Origin of the sequence: uncultured Shewanella sp., assembly GCF_947501225.1 — a bacterium.
Lineage (GTDB): Bacteria > Pseudomonadota > Gammaproteobacteria > Enterobacterales > Shewanellaceae > Shewanella.
In genome coordinates this window covers 18,738-39,690 of the sequence record NZ_CANMUW010000025.1, presented here as the reverse complement: position 1 = coordinate 39,690, position 20,953 = coordinate 18,738, and the positions used below count along the sequence as shown (strand labels likewise).

At 49.2% G+C, this 20,953-nt stretch carries 19 protein-coding genes and 2 pseudogenes; 13 read left to right on the top strand and 8 right to left on the bottom strand.

The window, feature by feature from the left end; genetic code table 11:
- Window positions 1-185 precede the first annotated feature (185 nt).
- On the bottom strand, window positions 186-1,400 hold the full coding sequence (locus tag Q1B47_RS20965) for an FAD-dependent oxidoreductase (RefSeq protein WP_299798446.1): 1,215 nt from the start codon (window positions 1,398-1,400) through the stop codon (window positions 186-188).
- Between the two features lie 263 nt (window positions 1,401-1,663).
- Entirely contained in the window at window positions 1,664-2,533 is an 870-nt protein-coding gene (locus Q1B47_RS20960; protein WP_299798443.1) for a LysR substrate-binding domain-containing protein, read from the bottom strand.
- A gap of 330 nt (window positions 2,534-2,863) precedes the next feature.
- Between Q1B47_RS20960 and Q1B47_RS20955 the strand changes: the two genes are divergently transcribed.
- From Q1B47_RS20955 to Q1B47_RS20915, 9 genes and pseudogenes are all read left to right on the top strand, one after another.
- Window positions 2,864-4,015 (top strand): iron-containing alcohol dehydrogenase, encoded by a 1,152-nt coding sequence (locus tag Q1B47_RS20955; RefSeq protein WP_299798440.1) that lies wholly within the window; start codon window positions 2,864-2,866, stop codon window positions 4,013-4,015.
- Window positions 4,016-4,400: 385 nt separating this feature from the next.
- The gene (locus Q1B47_RS20950) at window positions 4,401-4,829 is read left to right on the top strand and encodes a phosphate-starvation-inducible PsiE family protein (protein ID WP_299798437.1); all 429 of its coding nucleotides are present in this window, start codon (window positions 4,401-4,403) and stop codon (window positions 4,827-4,829) included.
- A gap of 22 nt (window positions 4,830-4,851) precedes the next feature.
- Entirely contained in the window at window positions 4,852-5,118 is a 267-nt protein-coding gene (locus Q1B47_RS20945; RefSeq protein ID WP_299798435.1) for a DksA/TraR family C4-type zinc finger protein, read from the top strand.
- A gap of 252 nt (window positions 5,119-5,370) precedes the next feature.
- Window positions 5,371-6,501, top strand: coding sequence for an S-(hydroxymethyl)glutathione dehydrogenase/class III alcohol dehydrogenase (locus Q1B47_RS20940; protein WP_299798432.1), 1,131 nt, complete (start codon window positions 5,371-5,373; stop codon window positions 6,499-6,501).
- 84 nt (window positions 6,502-6,585) lie between these two features.
- A complete protein-coding gene (gene fghA / locus Q1B47_RS20935; RefSeq protein ID WP_299798430.1) occupies window positions 6,586-7,425 on the top strand; it encodes an S-formylglutathione hydrolase in 840 nt (279 codons plus the stop codon).
- Window positions 7,426-7,518 (top strand): annotated as a pseudogene (locus Q1B47_RS20930) (S-formylglutathione hydrolase); the annotation flags it as partial.
- Between the two features lie 9 nt (window positions 7,519-7,527).
- Window positions 7,528-7,629: pseudogene (locus Q1B47_RS20925) on the top strand (S-formylglutathione hydrolase); the annotation flags it as partial.
- Between the two features lie 210 nt (window positions 7,630-7,839).
- Entirely contained in the window at window positions 7,840-8,166 is a 327-nt protein-coding gene (locus Q1B47_RS20920) for a multidrug efflux SMR transporter (protein WP_299798428.1), read from the top strand.
- 191 nt (window positions 8,167-8,357) lie between these two features.
- Window positions 8,358-8,882 carry a 2-amino-4-hydroxy-6-hydroxymethyldihydropteridine diphosphokinase gene (locus Q1B47_RS20915; RefSeq protein ID WP_299798426.1) on the top strand — a complete coding sequence of 175 codons (525 nt, stop codon included), beginning with the start codon at window positions 8,358-8,360 and terminating at the stop codon, window positions 8,880-8,882.
- Here the strand turns inward: Q1B47_RS20915 and Q1B47_RS20910 are convergent.
- The 4 genes from Q1B47_RS20910 to Q1B47_RS20895 form a co-directional block, all read right to left on the bottom strand.
- Window positions 8,763-9,476: an SDR family NAD(P)-dependent oxidoreductase gene (locus tag Q1B47_RS20910; protein ID WP_299798423.1), complete on the bottom strand. Its 714-nt coding sequence runs from the start codon at window positions 9,474-9,476 to the stop codon at window positions 8,763-8,765. The genes Q1B47_RS20915 and Q1B47_RS20910 overlap by 120 nt on opposite strands.
- A gap of 94 nt (window positions 9,477-9,570) precedes the next feature.
- Complete coding sequence (locus Q1B47_RS20905) at window positions 9,571-10,374, bottom strand: transporter substrate-binding domain-containing protein (RefSeq protein ID WP_299798421.1); 804 nt, start codon at window positions 10,372-10,374, stop codon at window positions 9,571-9,573.
- Between the two features lie 57 nt (window positions 10,375-10,431).
- Entirely contained in the window at window positions 10,432-12,015 is a 1,584-nt protein-coding gene (locus Q1B47_RS20900; protein ID WP_299798452.1) for a ShlB/FhaC/HecB family hemolysin secretion/activation protein, read from the bottom strand.
- 265 nt (window positions 12,016-12,280) lie between these two features.
- The gene (locus Q1B47_RS20895; protein ID WP_299798418.1) at window positions 12,281-13,501 is read right to left on the bottom strand and encodes a threonine/serine exporter family protein; all 1,221 of its coding nucleotides are present in this window, start codon (window positions 13,499-13,501) and stop codon (window positions 12,281-12,283) included.
- 150 nt (window positions 13,502-13,651) lie between these two features.
- On the opposite strand from Q1B47_RS20895, the gene Q1B47_RS20890 reads away from it, so the two are divergent.
- The 3 genes from Q1B47_RS20890 (at window position 13,652) to Q1B47_RS20880 (ending at window position 16,993) form a co-directional block, all read left to right on the top strand.
- A complete protein-coding gene (locus Q1B47_RS20890) occupies window positions 13,652-14,053 on the top strand; it encodes an MAPEG family protein (protein WP_299798415.1) in 402 nt (133 codons plus the stop codon).
- A gap of 206 nt (window positions 14,054-14,259) precedes the next feature.
- The gene (locus Q1B47_RS20885; protein ID WP_299798412.1) at window positions 14,260-16,584 is read left to right on the top strand and encodes a YgiQ family radical SAM protein; all 2,325 of its coding nucleotides are present in this window, start codon (window positions 14,260-14,262) and stop codon (window positions 16,582-16,584) included.
- Window positions 16,585-16,648: 64 nt separating this feature from the next.
- Window positions 16,649-16,993 carry a YkvA family protein gene (locus Q1B47_RS20880; RefSeq protein WP_299798409.1) on the top strand — a complete coding sequence of 115 codons (345 nt, stop codon included), beginning with the start codon at window positions 16,649-16,651 and terminating at the stop codon, window positions 16,991-16,993.
- A gap of 30 nt (window positions 16,994-17,023) precedes the next feature.
- On the opposite strand, the gene Q1B47_RS20875 is transcribed toward Q1B47_RS20880, so the two are convergent.
- Window positions 17,024-17,962 carry an isochorismatase family protein gene (locus Q1B47_RS20875; protein ID WP_299798405.1) on the bottom strand — a complete coding sequence of 313 codons (939 nt, stop codon included), beginning with the start codon at window positions 17,960-17,962 and terminating at the stop codon, window positions 17,024-17,026.
- A 90-nt stretch (window positions 17,963-18,052) separates the two neighbouring features.
- Here Q1B47_RS20875 and Q1B47_RS20870 point away from each other — a divergent pair, with 90 nt between their 5' ends.
- The gene (locus Q1B47_RS20870; RefSeq protein ID WP_299798402.1) at window positions 18,053-18,952 is read left to right on the top strand and encodes a LysR family transcriptional regulator; all 900 of its coding nucleotides are present in this window, start codon (window positions 18,053-18,055) and stop codon (window positions 18,950-18,952) included.
- A gap of 47 nt (window positions 18,953-18,999) precedes the next feature.
- Here Q1B47_RS20870 and Q1B47_RS20865 read toward each other — a convergent pair whose 3' ends face one another.
- Window positions 19,000-20,901, bottom strand: coding sequence for a methyl-accepting chemotaxis protein (locus Q1B47_RS20865; RefSeq protein WP_299798399.1), 1,902 nt, complete (start codon window positions 20,899-20,901; stop codon window positions 19,000-19,002).
- Window positions 20,902-20,953 lie beyond the last annotated feature (52 nt).

Here is a 20,953-nt window from a genome sequence, read left to right as displayed (position 1 = left end):
TTCGGCTTATCGGGCACCAATGTCACCTAATAAAAGAAAGCCCTCAGTTTTAATGAGCTTCGGGCTTTTTGCTGTCAGTCTACAGCTTCGGCTTATCGGGCACCAATGTCACCTAATTAAAGAAAGCCCTCAGTTTATCGGGCATAAAGGCCGCGTGATTGGATAAATGCGCTCTATATTGCCTGTCAACCAGGCTGGAAGATGCACTTCAATCGCTTTGCTATGATCAGGCGTGACATGGTAAACAGGCCGCTGACCGTTTTTTGATGCAGGCGGAAAATGGTGTCGTAGAGACGGCGAACTAATCGCCCTTTCAAGATTAGCTTGTCATTCATCATGGTACTGATCGCGAAGTTATGGCCTATCGCTACGACCATGCCGCCATCTTTATAAACGAAAGGTGTGAGGCATTTCCCCCTCATCAACCCGGTTAAGCTTTTGGCCAGGTGCACCGCGGCACGGTTAGCGGCTTGTGCCTTCGGTGGCACCATGGCACCATCCCCTTGTGGGATCGCTGCGCAGTCTCCCAGTGCAAAAATACTTGGGTCCAGGGTGCTGACCAATGTTTGCTGTACCATGAGCTGATTGGCGCTGTTGCTTTCAAGACCACCTATGTTTTTCAACCAATTCGGTGCCTTAATGCCCGCTGCCCAAAATTGAATATCGGCATCGAGTTTCAGACCATCGCTGGTGGTCATCCCCTGTGGCTCAACGCCGGCAATTCTGGTATTTAGCATGATATTGATATCATAACTTTCCAGCATCTCTTGCGCCTGACGAGACATCTTCAGCGGGCTATTGGGCAAGACTCTATCGGCGGCTTCGATCAAGTTGATTGTGAGTCTGGCCGCATATGGGTTTAGCGTTAATCTTTTGCTCACTTTAGCGAGTTCGGCGGCGAGCTCAAGGCCGGTTGCCCCTGCTCCGACTATGTTTACTGTTCGCTGCTGTCCGGAGCGTAGCAGTGAGCTAATTTGGAGCCAGCTGTTGCGTGCCTGTTCCGGTGTATCTAAAAATTGGCAGTGCTCTTGTGCGCCAGGGGTTGCAAAGTCATTGCTAATTGCGCCTATGGCGATAACCAGGTAGTCATATTTGATGAAATCTGTTTCACCGTTTGGCTTGCTTACGACCAGCTGTTTCTCTTCGCGCTTTATATCTGTCATCCACCCCTGGTAATGCATGTAGCCATTCTTTGCGCCATGGCTGAAGTAGCAGAGCGTATCGAGATCGTTATCGAATGTGCCGGCGGCTATCTCATGAAATCTGGGTTTCCAGTAGTGGTGAGTCTCCCCCTCTACTAAGATCACTTCATCTTGACGGTTTACCGAGCGGCCCAGGATGCTGGCCAGCTCCAGTCCGGCGGCGCCACCGCCACCGCCGACAATTACAACACGAGACATAATAATTCCTTAGCGCACTCAAAGTGGTGCATAACTGAAAGTTGACGATAGAGCCTCGAAGCTTCACTGTTGATACGAATGGTATGAGAGGTAAAGCGGAGGAGCATCAGATAGCGGCCATTATAATTACAGCCTTTTGAGGAACAATTGCTGTAAAAGGTAAATCACTTTTACCTATTTGTAATAAATGAGAGGGAGGATGATGTTAAAGCAACATTGGGGGAAGAGGCGGTTGGGGCCTACAGGCCCCGGTAGAGGTGAGTTTAGTTCAGGGCTTCACTCAGGTAGTCGAGTAGCATACGCACCTTAGGTGACAGGTGCCTGTTATGGGGATAGAGTGCCCAGATCCCCTCGTCAGGCTGGCGGTTTTGCTCCAACAAGGGGATCAGTTGTCCATCTTCCAGGAAAGGTAAGACATAGTAGTCAGGCAGCTGAATGATGCCTATCCCTTTTATCGCAGCATCGACCAGGGCGTGGCCGCTGTTACAGCTTAGGTTACCCTTAACCCTGACATTTCTCGTTTTTCCACCCTCTTGAAATCGCCAGTAATCCAGCGTTCCCTGCAGGCAGTTATGCTGTTCTAACTCCGACAGCGAATGGGGTATACCAAATGTTGAAACATAATCCGGGGAGGCGCAGACATATTGGGTACGGGAGCCGAGCCTTTTAGCCATCATACTCGAGTCTTCGAGCTGCCCCAGCCTAATTGCGAGATCGTACCCTTCATCGATCAGGTCCACCTTCTGATTCGTCAGACTTACCTTCACTTCAAGTTCCGGGTATTTAGCGATAAAGTCGTTCACCAGCGGCGCCAGGGTTCTTTCTCCATAGGTAACCGGGGCGGTAATTTTCAACAGCCCCCTCGGTGTACTCTGTAAGTTGGTGATGGCGCGCTCGGCCTCCTCTAACCCGTCCAGTACCTGCCGGCAGTGTTGATAATAGATCCGGCCCACTTCGGTCACCGACACCTTGCGGGTCGTGCGGTGAAACAACTTAGTTGCCATCCTGGTCTCTAATGCGCTGACCTGTCTGCTGACCTGCGCGGTGGATATCCCAAGACGCTTTGAGGCTTTGGTAAAACTCTCAGCCTCTGCGACGGCAACAAATTCGCTGACACCTTCCCAGTTAAACATTGTTACCTCCTGGTAATTATATTTGCGTTATAACTCTTTATTGTGGTCACTCTATGAATAAATGCAACATTAAGGTTTGAACCATTATCTCTTCACTTAAAACTTATCAATAGCCTTTTAAAACAGTTGGTTGAGTTGTTTGTTATTGTTACTGCCGGGAAAAAGATATTTTCAAAATTGGCGGATTATCATTATTCGAAAGGTAAATATAATTCTTCTCATCGAAATGGGTACGACGGCAACGTCGAAGTCATGGCGGCACTATCAGAGCTGTTTGCAATCCATCTGGATAGGCCGAAGAACGATTTTTTTAAAGATAAGGAATGAAGAATGAGCACTACATTTTATATGCCCCCCATGTCTCTTATGGGACAGAATGCGATAAAGCAGCTGGGTGGCGAACTCAATGCCAGAAACTTCAGCAAGGCACTGATCGTTACCGACAAGGCACTGATAGATATCAAGCTGGTAGATAAGCTGACCGACGAATTAACCGAGCACAACATCGATTTCGTTATCTTCGATGGTGTTAAGCCTAACCCGACAGAAAATAATATCGAACAGGGCCTGTCTCTGCTTGAAGCACAAGGCTGTGACTTCGTTATCTCATTTGGTGGCGGCTCCTCACATGATTGTGCCAAAGGTATCGCTCTGGTAGCGGCCAACGGTGGTCACATCCGTGATTACTCTAAGGGCGTTCACCTGTCGACCAAGCCCCAGCTTCCTCTGGTGACGGTTAACACTACGGCAGGTACTGCTGCAGAGATGACGGTATTTGCCATCGTGACCAATGAGGAGGATGAGACCAAATACCCGGTTGTGGATAAAAATCTGACCCCAATTATCGCAGTAAACGACTCTGAGTTGATGGTTGCCATGCCTAAGTTTCTTACGGCAGCGACAGGCATGGATGCATTGACTCATGCGGTGGAAGCCTATGTTTCAACGGCTGCGACCCCGATAACCGATGCCTCGGCGATTAAAGCTATCGAGCTTATTGCCCAGAATCTGGAAACGGCTGTCAACAAGGGTGAGGACCGTGATGCTCGTGATGCCATGCAATACGGTGAGTATCTTGCGGGTATGGCATTTTCCAATGCTTCATTAGGTTATGTACATTCGATGGCTCACCAACTGGGTGGTGTCTATGACCTGGTACACGGTCTTTGTAATGCAATCTTACTGCCGGAAGTCTCACGCTTTAATGCAGTTGACAAGGTTGAACGTTTTGCCGATATAGCGGAAGCCATGGGTGTAGACACTAGGGGAATGACGTTCGCCGATGCCGCTGAAGCCGGTATTCAGGCTATCGAGAAGTTATCAGCATCGGTTGGTACGGCGCAGAAGTTGGCAGATCTTGGTGTAAAAGAGGAAAAGCTGGAGTTTATGGCGATCAATGCACTGAATGATGCCTGCTCCTTAACCAACCCCAGAAAGGCTACGACTGCAGAGATCATCAATATTTTCAAGAAAGTTATGTAAAGAGATGACATGCCGTCTTCAGACGAAGGCGGCATCTGCATTATCGACATAGGAACCCAAAAAGCGCTGCGGCGCTTTTTTTATGCCTTGCGTTGAGTAGCTGTTTCGAATCTAGCTTCTTAAGTGACTGTTCTGCCTGGCTTAGCGCAAAAGAGGCTATCAGAGAGGCGAATGCTGTGCTTGCCATCGTGACTATTGACTACACTCTAGTGCAGCTATCTTACTCTTGCTTATTGTTACTTTCTGGTAAAAGTTATTTGTATTTTAGGTGGATTATCATCTTTGTGGAGGGTAAATATAATACTCCCATCGAAACGGCGCGAGACACTTGGTCTTTCTAACCGTTTAAATTTGTTAGTGCGTTAAATAATGCCGGGGAGTCGAGATGGAAAAGATAGAGAGAGAGCCGCTGATTAATAAGTTGGGACAGGTAATCCATTATGCGGTGCGAATGTTAGCTGTATTAATGACTCTGGTCATCTTGTGGAGTGTCATCGACGTGGGGCGAGTGTTACTCATCGAGGTCGTCACCCCGCCCTATGGCCTGATAGATATGCAGGAGATCTTAGCTATCTTTGGCTCTTTTCTGGCTGTGTTAATCGCTATCGAAATTTTCCAAAACATTACCATCTATCTAAAAGAGGAGGTGATCCATGTGCAGATAGTCATTGCGACCGCGCTGATGGCCATCTCAAGAAAAATTATCGTCTTAGATTTTAAAGAGGTTGAGCCTGAATATGTATGGGCGTCGGCTGCCGTGATTATCGCGCTGGGCGTGACTTACTGGTTGGTATCAGGCAAACGAACTCATTAAGAGACAAAGAGGAGGAGGTGCAATGGCTGGCGGTTGGTCAAGAGACGGTGCAGTACAAGATCAAATTGATAATAGTGTTGAGGATGGCGTTGCCCAGGCCAGGAGTCGGTTACCGGCAGGCCAAAGTTTACTTTTTTGTGAGGAGTGTGAAAGCCCGATCCCCGAGGCACGTAGAAAAGCCGTTGTCGGTGTTCGGCTCTGTGTTGACTGCCAGAGTGAGTCGGATAAGCGACAAAATGATCTGAGCCAGATCAACCGGCGAGCCAGTAAAGATAGTCAGTTGAGATGAATGATGACTTTCGTTGATGTCACACTATTGAATGCTTTTTTTGAATTTAAGTCAATTTAATCAGGTTGTTAAGCTCTGTTCGCCGATAATTGTTGGAGACCGGTTACAGTTAATTATTACCATATGGTAAAAGTCATTTGCATCAGTGTGGGATTATCAATCTCTTGGTGGTGACTATAATATTTACCATATTAATCGCGGCACTGATTCAGATAAGACCGTTTTTTACTTTTTCAAATTTAGGAAATATCGATGACAGCACAGACAATTAAATCCAAAGCCGCAGTAGCCTGGGCCGTAGGTGAGCCACTATCTATGGAGATCGTAGATGTGATGCCTCCTCAAAAAGGTGAGGTTCGAATTAAGATGATCGCCACAGGCGTGTGTCATACCGATGCATTTACGCTTTCCGGTGATGACCCGGAGGGGATCTTCCCATGCATTCTGGGCCATGAAGGTGGCGGTATCGTAGAGTCTATCGGTGAAGGTGTAACCAGCGTGCAGGTTGGTGATCATGTGATCCCTCTCTATACGCCCGAGTGCGGCGAATGTAAATTCTGTAAGTCTGGTAAGACTAACCTTTGTCAGAAGATCCGTGAAACTCAGGGGAAAGGTTTGATGCCCGATGGCACTACACGATTCTCAAAAGATGGCGTAGATATCTTCCACTACATGGGAACTTCTACCTTCTCTGAGTACACGGTACTGCCTGAGATCTCATTGGCTAAAGTTAACCCGGAAGCGCCACTGGAAGAGGTTTGCCTGCTTGGTTGTGGTGTGACTACCGGTATGGGGGCCGTGATGAATACGGCTAAAGTTGAAGAGGGTGCTACGGTTGCTATCTTCGGTATGGGTGGTATCGGTCTATCTGCAGTTATCGGTGCAACTATGGCCAAAGCGTCACGTATCATAGTTATCGATATCAATGAGAGTAAATTCGAGCTGGCCCGTAAGCTTGGCGCAACAGACTTTATCAACCCGAATGACTACGATAAGCCAATTCAAGAGGTGATTGTTGAGTTGACCGACGGTGGTGTCGATTACTCATTCGAGTGTATCGGTAACGTTAACGTGATGCGCAGCGCACTGGAGTGTTGTCATAAAGGTTGGGGTGAGTCTGTAGTAATCGGTGTCGCCGGTGCAGGGCAGGAGATCTCTACCCGTCCGTTCCAGTTAGTGACGGGGCGTGTATGGAAAGGCTCGGCATTCGGTGGTGTTAAGGGTCGCTCTGAGTTACCTGAGTATGTTGAGCGTTACATGGCAGGTGAGTTCCAGTTGAATGACTTTATTACTCACACCATGGGCCTTGAGCAGGTTAATGATGCATTTGACCTGATGCATGAAGGTAAGAGTATCCGCACAGTTATCCACTTCGATAAGTAATAGCTGCGACAGATATTTATCCTGTAGTTCCGGCCTGGTCAGTGTTATCACAGGCTAAGCCGGAACGATTACGGAGACTCAAGCGTGACAATTGAAAATATTAGTGTGAACAAGAGTTTTGGTGGCTGGCATAAACAGTACACTCATCACTCCAAGGCGTTAAATTGTGATATGCGATTCGCCATCTATCTGCCGCCACAAGCATCGAATGGAAAGAAGGTTCCGGTTCTGTACTGGCTCTCCGGCTTGACCTGTACCGATGAAAACTTTATGCAGAAAGCGGGCGTGCAGGCTCTGGCTGCCGAGCTTGGCATCGCTATCGTCGCACCGGACACCAGTCCCAGAGGCGAGGATGTCGCCGATGATGAAGGCTACGATCTTGGTAAAGGGGCGGGCTTTTATGTCAATGCGACTCAGGCACCATGGAATCGTCACTACCGTATGTATGATTACGTTGTCGATGAGTTACCAAAATTGATCGAATCTACGTTCCCGGTCAGTGATAAGCGCTCCATTGCGGGGCACTCTATGGGGGGGCATGGCGCGTTAGTTATTGCGCTGCGCAATAGTGATGCATACCAGTCTGTTTCGGCCTTCAGTCCGATCAGTAACCCGGTCAATTGTCCTTGGGGCAAGAAGGCACTAACCGCCTATCTGGGGCGGGATTCTGCGACTTGGGCGGAATATGACTCCAGCGTCTTGATGCGACAGTCAACAAAGTTTGTTCCCGCCCTGGTTGACCAAGGGGACGCCGATGACTTTCTTGTTGAGCAGCTGAAGCCCGAAGTGCTTGAAGCTGCAGCAAAGGTGAGTGGCTACCCGTTAGAGCTTAATTATCGTGAAGGGTATGACCACAGTTACTATTTTATCTCAAGCTTCATAGAAAACCATCTGCGTTTTCATGCTGAGCATCTGGGGAGCTAGTTGAACTATCGTGAAGGGTATGACCACATTTATTACCACCACTTCACCGCAAGCTTCATAGAAAACCATTTGCGTTTTCATGCTGAGCATCTGGGGAGCTGGTTGAACTATCGTGAAGGGTATGACCACAGTTATTACCATCACTTCATCTCAAGCTTTATAGAAAACCATCTGCGTTTTCATGCCGAGCATCTGAGTAGGTAACCGCTGTTTTCCTGAATATGACTGAATTGAAGAGGTGCTGCCATCTATGGCTGCACCTCTTTTTTTAGGATCCCAAGTTTTTATTACAGTTTGGTAAAAGTGATTTGTTATTTGAGCCGATTATCACCTTAATCAATATAAATATAATTGATGCAACTAGATCAGTATTTCAATCAATGCTGCCGAACACTTTAAATTTAAGGCTTTACTATGAGTTGGATCTTTCTGTTACTGGGAGTCATGGCTGAATCCCTGTCTCATGTGGCGCTTAAGGCGACCGATGGTTTCACAAGGCCTCTGCCGGCCGCCATGGTTATCCTGGGACACCTGACGGCCTTTCTTTTCTTGGGGCAGGCGATGAAGGGGATGCCGGTGGGGATAGTGCATGCACTCTGGGCCGGTATGGCAATTGTAACCGTCGCGCTGCTCTCGACACTCTTCTATCGCCAGCACCTGGATATGACGGCTTGGATCGGTATGTTGTTTGTCGCTGTCGGGGTCGTGATGATTAATCTGTCCCAGGGCCACAGCCACTAAATTACTCGTCTTAAATCATCTTGAGGTCGGCTTATTTGTATGTGACCCACTGTTATTTTTGCGGTACCATCATTTAATATGCTGAATTATTGAGCTTAAGCGACACAGTATCTGTTACCTTGATGGTGTTGTATTTCAGGTTGATATTACTGAATTTATCGGGGCAAATATAAGGAAGTTATTGCGATAAGATGTACTACTACCTCTCGATCGGAACCAACATAGCGCCTGAATTGAATGCCGTAAGGATCACCTCCGCCTTATGTCAACGCTTCGGGGTGGTAATTGGCTTCCCCTTTATCTATACGGAGCCGATAGGGATTGAGAGCGAGCATAGGTTTCTTAACTCCCTGGCCGTGGTCGAATCGGCGAAAGGGCCGGATGAGGTTAAACTTGTCACTAACTTAATTGAGACCTCACTGGGCAGAGATCGGGAAGCCTCAGATTGCTCACTCGTCGATAGGGTGGCCGATATCGATATTGTGACATACTCTGAGATACTGGACTTTTCGCTCTTCCTCTCCTCCCGTGAGTCATATGTCTCCAGTCTGCTCACGGTAGAGCCAAGCAGATATGTCGATCTGTCTCAATACGGCTTACCCTCTACAGATGGACCTACCGCCATCAACTTTAATGCCGGCTCCGGTAACATAGTGGTTATCGAGCAGGAAGGTTACGGCTTGAAAAACAGGCATGTATCCGCCCTCAAACGGTAACAAGGTCTCTCTGAATACGTCAGATTTTTGTTGGTCGGTATGCTTCTCAAGAAACTGTATCGGTCCGGGCATGATGGAGTTGCAACGCACTCCAGGTGCAAATTTCTTGGCAAATGACTTGGTTAAGCTCTCTAAGGCCGACTTGGTCGAACAATATAGTGCGTATTGTGGATTTGGGTTTTCGGCATAAATATCGGTAATATTAACCACGACACCAGGTGTACTTTCGCTGTACATATGCTCCTTTAAGGCTGTGATTAACAGGCCGGGAAACAGCATGTGGACATTGAACAGTGATAGATAGTGCTCTTCTAACTCTTCAAGGCTCTCGGGATCTGTGTCATACATGGAGGCATTGTTTATCAGTAGATCGACTCTTTCTGAGATACCTTCCAGCTCGCTAACAAGTTTAGTCACACCCGTTTGGTCATAGTCTGAAATTTGAATCGGATAAAAGTGTTCTGAATCGAACGTCTTAAACGCTTCCGGAGCACTCCTGGTTACGGCGATCACTCTTTCGCCCATAGAAATAAAATTTTCGACCAGAAATAAACCCAACCTTCTGCTGGCTCCGGTGATCACTATGGTTCTCATTGAATGGTCCTCATCGCTTTGGCTACATTTTTCTGAACGCCCTAAGATTAGAACTCTATCATAGGTGTTCAAAAAAACGCTAAGTGATAACGGCTTAATAGGGGATATTTAGATCAGAAAACTCGGCAGGCAGTAAAGGTGAAGCCTGCATTCCCCATTGGGCAAGGAGTGCATCGAAGCGATGTGCTCGATAGAGTTTGAGCAGCAGGTGGTTAAACGCCTTAATGGTCTCATAGTCATTGTGCAGCATCTTAAAACCGATAAAGTAATGTATCGGCTGGCCGCTGGAGAGGTAGTAGAGGTCATCCATCCCCAGTTGCTTCGCATAATAGGCTCCGACCTCTTTATTGACATAGTAGGCATCGAATCGCCTCTTTTGCAGCATCTTCAATGGCTGTTCATCACCAGAGCTTGCAAGCATGATATTTATAGGAGGGAAGCCGAGACGCACCTGTCGACTGTCGAGTCTCATCAGTGAGGAAAGTGTGTTAGAGGGGCCGAAGGTACCAATACTCTTTCCCGGTGTCTGCCTGAGATCTGTCAGGGGGCGTGTCAGTGGTGAGTAAAAACCATACTCTGTTTGCAGGAGTGGGATTGAGAACCAGGTTGTGAGTGCCCGCTCTTCGTTCCAGCCCTGAAAATGTCCCTGGGCGAGCCCCTGGCTAAATTGCTGTTTCGCGCGCTTATTGGGTAGCAGCTCTATCTCGCAACCCTGAGGCCAATCCTGGCAAGCAAGACGTGTTATCTCTACCAGAATGCCGGTGATTTTTTGGTTTTGCTCCCGGTAACTGAAGGGGGCAAACTCATGGCAGACAATTTTTAAAGGTTGAGCCGAGAGGCATCCGCTAATGAGGAAGGTAACTAGCAAGATCAGGTATAGCGGGGCCGGGTTTACCATGTTTGTTATCAGCTTGAGCTCCTGTAAATTTGGGTCACCGAACTGAATTATAGTCGGTCAGAAATGACTCTTTACCTGAAAGCGCCACTCCCAACTATTGACCTCTTCCCCCGAAGTGAAAGGCACACTAAAGTCGATATGAGCCACATTTCCATAGCTGGAGTGAGAGGAGAAAATTCGGGCTCCGACACCTAAGCTGCCGATGGGAGTCGACACTTCATTATTTTCATCCGGCCCACCGAATGCCTGACCGACATCGATAAAGGCGGCCCAGCCTAGCTCTGCGAGTTGATAGAGGTTTACCTGTGGATAGTGGCGGAGTTCAGCCGTCAACAACCATTGATGATCTCCGTGTTGATAATCATTGGGGTAGCCTCTGATCCCAGTGTCATCACCCAGGGCGAAGGTCTGATCTAGGTAGTTATTCTTTGAGGTACTTATTCTTGTCTTTGCATAGGCCGTCCACTTGGGGTGTATCTGGTAAAAATACTCGGCCGATGCATTGAGCCGGTAGAACTCTTTTTGGCGGGTGGCTAGGGTGGCTGTTCCGTCAAATTCCAGTAGCAGTAGATCAGTCTCATCCCTATAGCCACGGGTCGTTTTCCAGTCTATATGGTAGCCGAGAGGGGAGCTGCTGTCGGTGTCATTCGTCTCTAAACCAAGCTTCAGGTAGTGGTGCCAGCCTAAGTTAAAGTCTTCGTTGTTGCTTATCAGATGTACATTATTGAGAACAGCGTAATCATCCTGCAGGTATTCATAGGCTACCCAAGGGTAGAGGAAGTCTCTATCTTGGGGGAGTGTCGAGTCAGGGAAGCTGTTGAGATGAGAGAATCGATTTTTATCCTGGGTTAAGCCCATGATAATACGGGATCTGGCATCATCGTTTTTCGATATGCGCCAACCATAAGCCAGATTAGTGAAATCCTGCTTAACCTCAAATTCGTTGATATCCATGCCATTCTGCTTCAGGGTATCGTTGCGCAGATCTTCAAGATAGGTAAAGGAGTAACTATCTTTGGTATCTAAGGTGTAAAAGGGTTTGTAAAAATAGAGCTGTTTCGACTGACCATCACTGTTGTCGTAAAAGCTTACGCCTAACTTAGAGTGTTTGACAACGCTATCGAGTGGAGCCTCGACAGCGAGTTTATAGCCTGTTCTATCGGCATCAGACTGATAGTTCATTCTGGTTCTTATGCCGTGCCCCAGCAGGTTATCCTCTTTTATTCCAATCGAAAATTCATTCTCTCCCCCGCTATGGGAGAAGCTGAGGGTCGGCAACAGAGACCAGTTATCCCAGGTCTCTACCAATACCGTTTCTCCTTCATAGGGAGTGTCTGCTTGAGGATCTCTCTCTGAGAAGCTGATCTTAGCGTCTCGTATATAGGGTTCTGCTCTTAAGTTTCTCTGAGCCTCCTCCAGATCTTTTTGGTTGATGCTGCTGCCTTCTGCAAAAGGAAGCTTCTTTAAGATCATCGACTCTCTGGTATTGATATGCAGATAGTTTGCCCAGCGATGAATGAAAAAACTATCGGGGGCCGACTCATCGAAGATGGGATTGCTGGTGACAACAATCTTATTCAGTTTTTTTTTCTTGGCCAGCTCACCTTGCTCCGAATCTACCTCTTCCCCCCAACTAGCCATAGAGGCTAAAAGGGTAGTAATGAAAAGAGGTAGATACGACTTGTAACCCTGCATAGGTGCGCCTTATATGATTACCTTTCGATTGGATGAGGAAAAAATAAACAGTTTTCTTACAATTTAATAACACACGCCAGTGGCGAGTTAGTCAAGAAAAAAAGCAAAATAAGTGGATGATTTTACTTAAGCAAATACAGATGTAGCGGTGATGTTTTCCGGGGGAGAAAGCATCACCATTATGGATTTTTTCGCTGGTAATCGATCTGTTTTATAGCGTTCTGCGCGGTGATACGGCGACGTTGGCAAAGATTAATCCTGCAACGATAGACATAAAGATCAGGAAGATCTGGCTACCGATATGAGACTGATTCAGCATGGTCTCACCTAAGATAAGCGTATTCAGGCCAATATAGGTTTTACTGCCGGGAACCAGAATAACGATACCCTGTAGAAGGGCGATAGAAGCGGGTGCCTTCATCCAACGTGCAAACAGGTTTGAATAGACGCCTACCGCGAATGCGCCGAAGAAGATGCCGATAGAAGCGCCCAGATAGATGGCGCCCAACATAGATGAGAAGAAGGCCACTATGCCTGCGAGTATTCCCCAGGGGGAGTCTTTCATGCGAGCCTTGAATATGATCACCAGTGCCATCGACAGGATAGGTACCGCAGACCAGACGGCGATAAGGGGAACTGGCTCTGGCTCGAAGTAGATGGCTTCACCAAATATCGCCTTACCAACCACCATGCCGAAAATTGCCCCAAAATAGAGCTTAAACAGCAGCATACATGCATCCATGATACGAGCCGTTCCAGAGATGAGATCTCTGGCGGCGAGCTCGGCTAAGCCTAAGGTGAGGGCCAACCCGGGTACGAAGATGATGATGCCGGATAGAATAACCACGGGCATATTGATATGAGGATCGATTTGGGTAATGCCGCTGGCGACCAGGGCGCACAGGATTGCGGCTAAGGGCTCGAGCATCTCGGCCATGCGCTTAGAACGTTCCGCGCGATAAACCAGCCCATAGACCATGAAACCAAGCAGCGCCGACCAGAATACGTCGTTCCAGCTCGTTCCCATCAGCATGGCAAAGGCTCCCGCCGAGCTGCCAAATGCCAGTAAGGTGAGCAAGGAGCCATAGGCGTTGGGTTTATTAGCTATCTCGTCGAGTCGATCTAAGGCTTCCTGAAGGGTACGCTTGCCTGAAACTAACTCTTCAACCAGCTCATCGGTACGGGCCAGAGCGCCGAGATCTAATTCGCCGGGCTTCACCCTGGCTACATGGTTGTACTCTTGATCGGCATCGTGTTGAAGAACGAAGGTCATCGCGGTGGGAGAGATAAGAAAATACCCCTCGAGCCCAAGGAGTTTAGTGACGGCCTGAAGATGTGCTTCCAGCCGATAAGCCGGAGTCCCAAACTTATGCAGAGACTTGCCTAATTTAATGATAAATTTACGTTTTTCAATAAATTCTTCGTTGTTCACTAGCAGGGTCCATTGTTGTTTTAGTTTTAGGAGGCGCCAAACGAGCGCATATTAACCTAGTTTGTGGGAAAAAGGTTAATCAGATGGAAAATATTTACTTCCCACCAATAAGTTGCAATGCTGGTTGAAACCACAGCAAGAGGAAGCCCTATGTCCGTTGCCATTTCCGGCCTTTATATCAGCATTACCGCAATCTTTGTCGTCATGTTTGCAATGCGGGTGATTCAACTACGTCGAAAGTATAAAATTGGTTTGGGCACCTCTGGCAATGAAGCGTTAAGGCTGGCTAACAGAGTACACGCCAATTTAGTCGAGAATGCGCCTATCGCAATGCTCTTATTGGTGGTTGCAGAGTTAAACCATCTGCCAGACCTGTTTTTGCATGTTCTGGGTATTATCTGGATCTTAGGTCGAATCTTACATGCGATAGGCTTGACTCAGGGCCGGGGCGGTTATCATCTGGGCCGCTTTTGGGGAGGGTTATTGAGTTGGTTGGTTATTCTGATATTAGCCGGGATAAACTTAGGCTATTTTTTATCAAGTCTGAGATAGATGGATTGAGCCGATACCCTCTGCGCGAGTATGGGTAAGCATCCCTGTATTATGTAGGGGTAATACATTTCACAGACGGTATCCGCTTATTATTGTCTGGCTGGTTAATATTTGTTCGCATTTTGACCCGCTAGCCTGCTATAATCCGCCTCCCGCTTTAGGGCACCGACTATTATCTCACTCTGTTAACGCCAGGCTGTAAACTCATGCAAGTTGAATCCACATTATTTACTTACCCTAAGCATCGCTCCGAGTCGAAGAGTCCAGCTCCGTTTCTGCCTATGTCCCGTAAAGAGATGGACAGGTTAGGTTGGGACAGTTGTGACATCATCATAGTGACCGGGGACGCTTATGTGGACCACCCGAGTTTCGGCATGGCGATCATTGGACGCATGCTGGAAGCTCAGGGGTTTAGGGTTGGTATCATCTCTCAGCCGGATTGGTCAAACAAGAACGACTTTATGAAGCTGGGTAAACCCAATCTCTACTTTGGGGTTACAGCAGGCAATATGGACTCGATGATCAACCGTTATACTGCCGAACGCCGTATGCGCCATGATGATGCCTACACGCCGGGTAATATAGGAGGCAAACGGCCCGATCGTGCGGTAACTGTCTATACCCAACGTTGCAAAGAGGCATTCAAACAGGTTCCCGTTGTGATTGGCGGTATTGAGGCGAGTCTTCGCCGCACCGCTCACTACGATTATTGGTCCGATAAGGTGCGTCGCAGTGTAATATTGGATGCCAAGGCCGATATTCTCGTCTATGGCAATGCCGAGCGCCCGCTGGTTGAGATATCACATCGCCTTGCCGATGGTGAGTTGATTGCCGATATGCATGATGTTCGTGGTACTACAGTGATCCGCAAGACGCCGCTTCCTGAATGGAAAGGGATAGATTCGCGTAAAATCGATCAACTTCATAAGATAGATCCAATTCCAAACCCATATGGTGCCGATGATGTGGGTTGTAAGAACCTGTCGGGCCCGACGGATGAGAAGATATTCGATAACGATGCCCCTAAGGCGATCAGTGTTCAGCCACCTAAGCCCAAGCCCTGGGAGAAGAGCTATATTCAGCTGCCAAGTTATGAAAAAGTGGCAGAGGATAAGTATCTGTATGCTCATGCATCGCGGATCTTGCATCAGGAGCAGAACCCGGGTTGTGCCCGAGCCCTGTTTCAGGTTCATGCGGAGCGTGGTGTCTGGGTTAACCCGCCGGCACTGCCGTTGAATACCGATGAGATGGATGGTGTCTTCGGTTTAGCCTATAAACGTGTGCCTCACCCCTCATATGGCAAAGAGAAGATCCCTGCCTATGACATGATCAAGACCTCTATCAACATCATGCGCGGCTGTTTTGGTGGCTGCTCTTTCTGCTCTATTACCGAGCATGAGGGGCGAATCATTCAAAGTCGTTCGCAAGAGTCGGTTGTGAAGGAGATTAAAGATATTCAAGATAAGGTGCCTGGATTTACCGGGGTTATCTCAGACCTTGGCGGGCCGACGGCTAATATGTATCACCTGGGCTGTAAGAGCGAGAAGGCAGAGCAAACCTGCCGTCGCCTCTCCTGCATCTTCCCCGATATTTGTGGCCATATGGATACCGATCATCAGCCCACTATCGACCTTTATCGCGCGGCGCGCGATCTGCCCGGGATCAAGAAGATCTTGATCGCCTCGGGAGTGCGTTATGACCTGGCATCCGAGGATCCCCGCTATGTGAAAGAGTTGGCGACCCATCATGTCGGGGGGTACCTGAAAATCGCACCTGAGCATACCGAGAAGGGGCCACTCGATATGATGATGAAACCGGGAATGGGCACCTATGACAGATTTAAAGAGTTATTCGATAAGTACTCGAAAGAGGCGGGCAAGAAGCAGTATCTTATTCCCTACTTCATCTCGGCTCATCCGGGAACCACTAATGAAGATATGGTGAATCTGGCTCTATGGCTGAAGGGTGAGAAGTTTAAGCTGGATCAGGTACAGAACTTCTACCCGTCTCCCATGGCGAATGCGACGACTGTCTATCATACCGAGCTTAACTCGATGAAAAATGTGAAGCATACCAGTGAGCAGATCGCAGTGCCTAAGGGAGGACGGCAGCGAAAACTGCATAAGGCCCTGCTGCGTTATCATGATCCGGCCGGATGGCCCATGATCCGTGAGGCCCTGATTGAGATGGGCAGAGAGAAGCTTATCGGTAATGGTGCTGATTGTTTAGTGCCGGCCGAGTCCCGTCAGGAGCGTGAAGCAAACCGTAGCAAAGGCAAGGGGGGCGGAGCTAACAGAGGCTCGACGTCGAATAAAGGGGGTAAGAAAGCCTTTACCCGCTTCAGCGAAGATCAATTTGCCGATCGCAGGGCTAAAGGCAAGGGCGGCGCAGCTGCTAAGGGTAAGAGTGGGTCATCGGCTAGGCAAGAATCTGGAAAAAGCGCTGGTGGACAGTCTGGCAAGCCGGGAGCATCCCGTAAGCGTCCGGCGAAGAAAAATGTCTGGGGAACGACCCCTAAGCATCAAAGGTAGAGCATAATTCAAGCATGGATTATGCTATCGTTATTGCTTCAGCTTTTTGTATTGGGGGAGTGCTATGAGTGATCCGAATAAGCCCGGCAGTGAAGATTACAGTGACCATGAATTCTGGCTCAAGGTAAAACAGTTCGCTAAGAAAGCGGGCCGTGAAGTGATAGACAATGCCTTATGTCTCTATTACGCGGCCCAACGCCCCGATACGCCTAAATGGGCCAAGACAGTGATCTTTGGTGCCCTGGCCTACTTTATCGCTCCTCTCGATGCTATTCCCGATCTGACACCCTTTGTGGGCTTTACCGATGACCTCGGCGCGCTGGCTGCGGCTCTGGCCATGGTTAGCATCTACGTCGACGACGATGTGGAGAAGCAGGCCGCAGATAAGTCTGCAGCCTGGTTTGATTGATCAAACGTTACTGAACTTGAGTGGTGGTAATTAGTTCGCGGACAGCCATTGCTCTGCTGTGTTAATCTCAGCCCCGCCGAATGAGAGCGATAACAGGTTCGCAGCCACCAGCTCGGCGCCGCTGAACTCATGTTCACCGAAACCCAGGTTTGGCGCTGCGATTGCGTCGCTTACCACCTCACAAAGGTATCCCTTGTTGGTTGCACTGCGGCAGATGGTTTGCACGCAGGCCTGCGCCATGGCGCCGACAATCACCAGTTTCTCTATGCCTAACTCTACGAGCGTCTGCTCCAGTGCCGTATCGATAAAGCTGTCAATATGATGTTTGACGATAACCGGCTCACCTTTAAGGGGCGCGACACTGCTCTCTATCTCTATGCCTGAGGTATCCGGGGCAAAGAAGGGGGCATTCTTATCCTCGAAGATATGCTGAATATGAATGACAGGTAACTTCTGCGCTCTGAAATGTGTTAGCAGAGACTTAGCCTGCTTGGCTGCCTTGTCGGTATTTTCCAGCTCGAACCTGCCTTCGCTGAAGTAATCATTTTGCAGATCGACCAGGATCAGTGCCGTGCGTTTTTGCTGCTCGAGCGGGGACGTTAACTGGGTGAGTACGCTAAAATCATCCTCTTGCAGATACCATTGGCCATCATCACTCAGCGTCCAGAGCTCCTTGCTGATGAAACCGCTGGCAATATTCATCGACCAGTTGGCAGACAGTATGGCTTGCTTGTCGTTGAGTACCTTTATCTCAACATTGCGATAGACCAGCTGGGCTGGACCACTCTTAGCAAACTCACTCCAAAAACTACCGATGGCATCGATACCCTCGAAGCGGCCGAAGGGGGAGACCTGCATGGTCGCATCTGGCAGGTAACGCTCGACGCAGGCCTGAGCGTTGCCCTGGTTGAAGTCGGCTATCCACCCTTGGCTGGCTTGCATTACCGACTGTCGAATTGATTGGCTCATAGTGTTTCTCCTGATTAATCGATTTGTTTTCCTATGCCGGGCAGTTTATTGTTATTTCATTTGGTGATAATTAGCCTTAAGGTGAAATCAGTGTTCAATAAAAATGAACAAAAGCGGTTGGCTTATCAGATGTTGGTATTCGATGAGGTGATTAAGCAGGGCTCTTTTACTGCTGCGGCCGAATCATTGGGGCATACCAAGTCGGCGGTTAGCCAGTATGTGAATCAACTGGAGAGCGGGCTTGGCGTTCGCCTGCTGAATCGAAGCACACGGCAGCTAAACTTAACTGTGGTTGGGCAAAAGCTGGCTGAGCGAAGCGAGCAGTTGCTCGATCTCTTGTCTATGACGCTGGAGGAGGTGAAGTCTCACGAGCTTGCCCCGGCAGGTCGAGTCGCAATCACGGCTCCCCATGCTTTCGAAGCCGGACTGGTGACGCCGATTATCGCGCATCTGTGCCATGAGTACCCCAGGTTGACGCCTGAGCTGACCTTCACCGACGAGCGACTGGATCTGTTGCAAAATAATCTGGATATCGCCATCTCGGTCGGGCCACAAAAAGACAGTAGCTACCATGCGATTTCAATAGGCAGATTAGATAGTATTCTGGTGGCCTCTCCGGGTTACCTGGCCAAGAGGCCGGTTAATGAAGCGGACTTGGGCGAGCATCACCTGGTCACGCTTCCCTGGCAGCAGCGCGCTGCGCTGCAAAGTCATCATGGTGAGAGCTGTTTGTTCAGTAGTGACAGACAGTTGAGGGTGAACACCTCCATCAGTGCGATCAATAGTGTGCGATCTGGCGTCGGTATCGGCCTTATGCCTACAATATTTGTACAAGATGATCTCGATTCCGGCCTGTTACAACGGGTGCTGCCAGACTACCGGGGGGAGGCGAGAGAGGTGTATGCACTGCACTCCTATCAGCAGCAACTGCCGCCGGTGTTAAGGCGATTTGTCGATAAGTTGAAACTGGCATTGAGCCGGGTGGGGTGATCCGATAAGGGTCGTCCCAAGCTGGACGACCCTGTTATGGGGGGCTGTTAAGACAGCTTAAACTGCTCCACGATCAACCTGAGTTGATGATTCGCAGTTGCCAGGTTAACGGTTTCGGAGCTGGTGGTCTCTCCATTGGTGGAGAGCTCATTTACCATCTCCCTGATGGCTGACATGTTGCGGGTGATCTCGCCCGATACCGAGCTCTGCTCCTCTGCGGCCGTGGCTATCTGAGTGTTGAGGTCATTGATCTGATTGACCGAGCTGCCGATGTTATCAAGATCGGATGCGACCCGCTCGGTGGTCTCGGCCGTTTTCAGACAGGTAGCCTTAGTGACATCCATCGCCGTGATGGCCGCATTCGAGGCCTCTGTGAGCTTAGTGAGGGTCAGCTCTATTTCGGCCGTGCTCGACTGAGTCCTGGCGGCTAGGGCGCGGACCTCATCGGCGACCACCGCAAATCCCCGGCCCTGCTCTCCGGCTCTGGCTGCTTCAATCGCTGCATTCAGTGCCAGCAGGTTGGTCTGGTCGGCAATCTCACCAATAACCTTCAACACCTGAGTGATGTTGACCGTATCTCTGTCTATCTCGGCAATGTTGGCTGAGGTGTTTTCAACCTCCCTGACCAGTTGAGCGACAGTGTCGGTAGCCTGGCCTACGACGGCCTTCGATTCCAGCGTCTGGTTATTGGTGACTTGAGTGAAAGAGGCGGTTTCCGCCCCGTTTCTGGCAACGTCGTTGGCGGTTGCACTCATCTCTTCGATAGCGGCGACGATCTGCTCGGTCTCTGTGGTATGCGCGGCAAGGATATGGCTGTTGGCTTCGGTCTCTGACTTGAGGCGCTCCACGCTGTTGCCGATATGTGTCGATGACTGCATCACTTCAAGCATCATAGATTGCAGATTTGCGATAAATTGGTTGATGCCCTGGGATATCTCTCCCAGATCATCCAGGTTCTTGACCTCGAGCCTGCGGGTTAGATCGCCATTTCCCTTAGAGAGATCTGTCACCATCTCCTTGAGGGATAGAATGGGCTTATAGATCACGTATAACACGCCCAGTAATACGCCGATAGCCAGTGCCAACATGATCAGAGATGAGATGATGGCGTTTGTTAGCGCCTGGTCTACGGCGGCATAGGCGACAGATTTCTTCAGCCCGATGAGCAGATACCACTTCTTGCCGTTGACCAGGTCGATCGCCTTGGAAAACGCTATCTTATCGACGCCGTTCAGGGTGTATTCCTGCATCACCTCGTCCTGTGACAGCATATTTCGTTCGACCTCGGGTAGTCCAAAATCGGAGAAGTGGGTGCCTGAGACCAGATGCTTGGATTCAGATGCCAGCACCTTACCCGTTTGATCGGTAATTAACACTACCGCGCCGGGGTAATCCACGGCCTTAACGGTCTCAGTCAGAAAGGTGAGCTCGATATCGCCGAGAACGACACCATCGCCGAGGTTCTTCAGGATAGAGATAACATTGTGGCCGGTGCCGTCATCTACATAGATGTCGGTGACATCAAGGGCTGTTGTGGCCTTACCTTGCTGATACCAGGGGCGGGTGCGAGGATCGTATTTTTCCGCTATAGCCTTACCATCTATCCACTTGCTGTTAGTTTCCGTCGAGTAGGCGCTGCCATCATCGAAGCCGAAATAGATTCGGGCGACGCCGCTGACATCGGTGGCGAGTCTGGCTGCCTGGGCATAGTTGCCTGCGTAGGTGCCTCGTTGGTAGTGGGTGGCCAGTGCATCGATGGACCTGGCTTTCTCTGTAAACCACTCCTCGATCTTGTTAGATTCATATTTAGCTACGCTGGTTAGCTTCTCATTGGTATTGGCTATGGTGCTCTCTCTTAACTCCATATATGAGAGCCAGTTTGAGATTAAAAGGCAGAGGGCGACCAGGGTCACCATTGACGCTATTAGCGATTTTCTGAATCCTAACATAGGTTTATCTCCACAACAGTGACGCGAATGAAAAGAGGCCACTAGTAGGCCT

Excerpts from the sequence above, each read along its gene's own strand:
- Q1B47_RS20965 (WP_299798446.1), bottom strand. The coding sequence starts at position 1,400 with ATGTCTCGTGTTGTAATTGTCGGCGGTGGCGGTGGCGCCGCCGGACTG.
- Q1B47_RS20960 (WP_299798443.1), bottom strand. The coding sequence starts at position 2,533 with ATGTTTAACTGGGAAGGTGTCAGCGAATTTGTTGCCGTCGCAGAGGCT.
- Q1B47_RS20955 (WP_299798440.1), top strand. The coding sequence starts at position 2,864 with ATGAGCACTACATTTTATATGCCCCCCATGTCTCTTATGGGACAGAAT.
- Q1B47_RS20950 (WP_299798437.1), top strand. The coding sequence starts at position 4,401 with ATGGAAAAGATAGAGAGAGAGCCGCTGATTAATAAGTTGGGACAGGTA.
- Q1B47_RS20945 (WP_299798435.1), top strand. The coding sequence starts at position 4,852 with ATGGCTGGCGGTTGGTCAAGAGACGGTGCAGTACAAGATCAAATTGAT.
- Q1B47_RS20940 (WP_299798432.1), top strand. The coding sequence starts at position 5,371 with ATGACAGCACAGACAATTAAATCCAAAGCCGCAGTAGCCTGGGCCGTA.
- Q1B47_RS20920 (WP_299798428.1), top strand. The coding sequence starts at position 7,840 with ATGAGTTGGATCTTTCTGTTACTGGGAGTCATGGCTGAATCCCTGTCT.
- Q1B47_RS20915 (WP_299798426.1), top strand. The coding sequence starts at position 8,358 with ATGTACTACTACCTCTCGATCGGAACCAACATAGCGCCTGAATTGAAT.
- Q1B47_RS20910 (WP_299798423.1), bottom strand. The coding sequence starts at position 9,476 with ATGAGAACCATAGTGATCACCGGAGCCAGCAGAAGGTTGGGTTTATTT.
- Q1B47_RS20905 (WP_299798421.1), bottom strand. The coding sequence starts at position 10,374 with ATGGTAAACCCGGCCCCGCTATACCTGATCTTGCTAGTTACCTTCCTC.
- Q1B47_RS20900 (WP_299798452.1), bottom strand. The coding sequence starts at position 12,015 with ATGGCTAGTTGGGGGGAAGAGGTAGATTCGGAGCAAGGTGAGCTGGCC.
- Q1B47_RS20890 (WP_299798415.1), top strand. The coding sequence starts at position 13,652 with ATGTCCGTTGCCATTTCCGGCCTTTATATCAGCATTACCGCAATCTTT.
- Q1B47_RS20885 (WP_299798412.1), top strand. The coding sequence starts at position 14,260 with ATGCAAGTTGAATCCACATTATTTACTTACCCTAAGCATCGCTCCGAG.
- Q1B47_RS20880 (WP_299798409.1), top strand. The coding sequence starts at position 16,649 with ATGAGTGATCCGAATAAGCCCGGCAGTGAAGATTACAGTGACCATGAA.
- Q1B47_RS20875 (WP_299798405.1), bottom strand. The coding sequence starts at position 17,962 with ATGAGCCAATCAATTCGACAGTCGGTAATGCAAGCCAGCCAAGGGTGG.
- Q1B47_RS20865 (WP_299798399.1), bottom strand. The coding sequence starts at position 20,901 with ATGTTAGGATTCAGAAAATCGCTAATAGCGTCAATGGTGACCCTGGTC.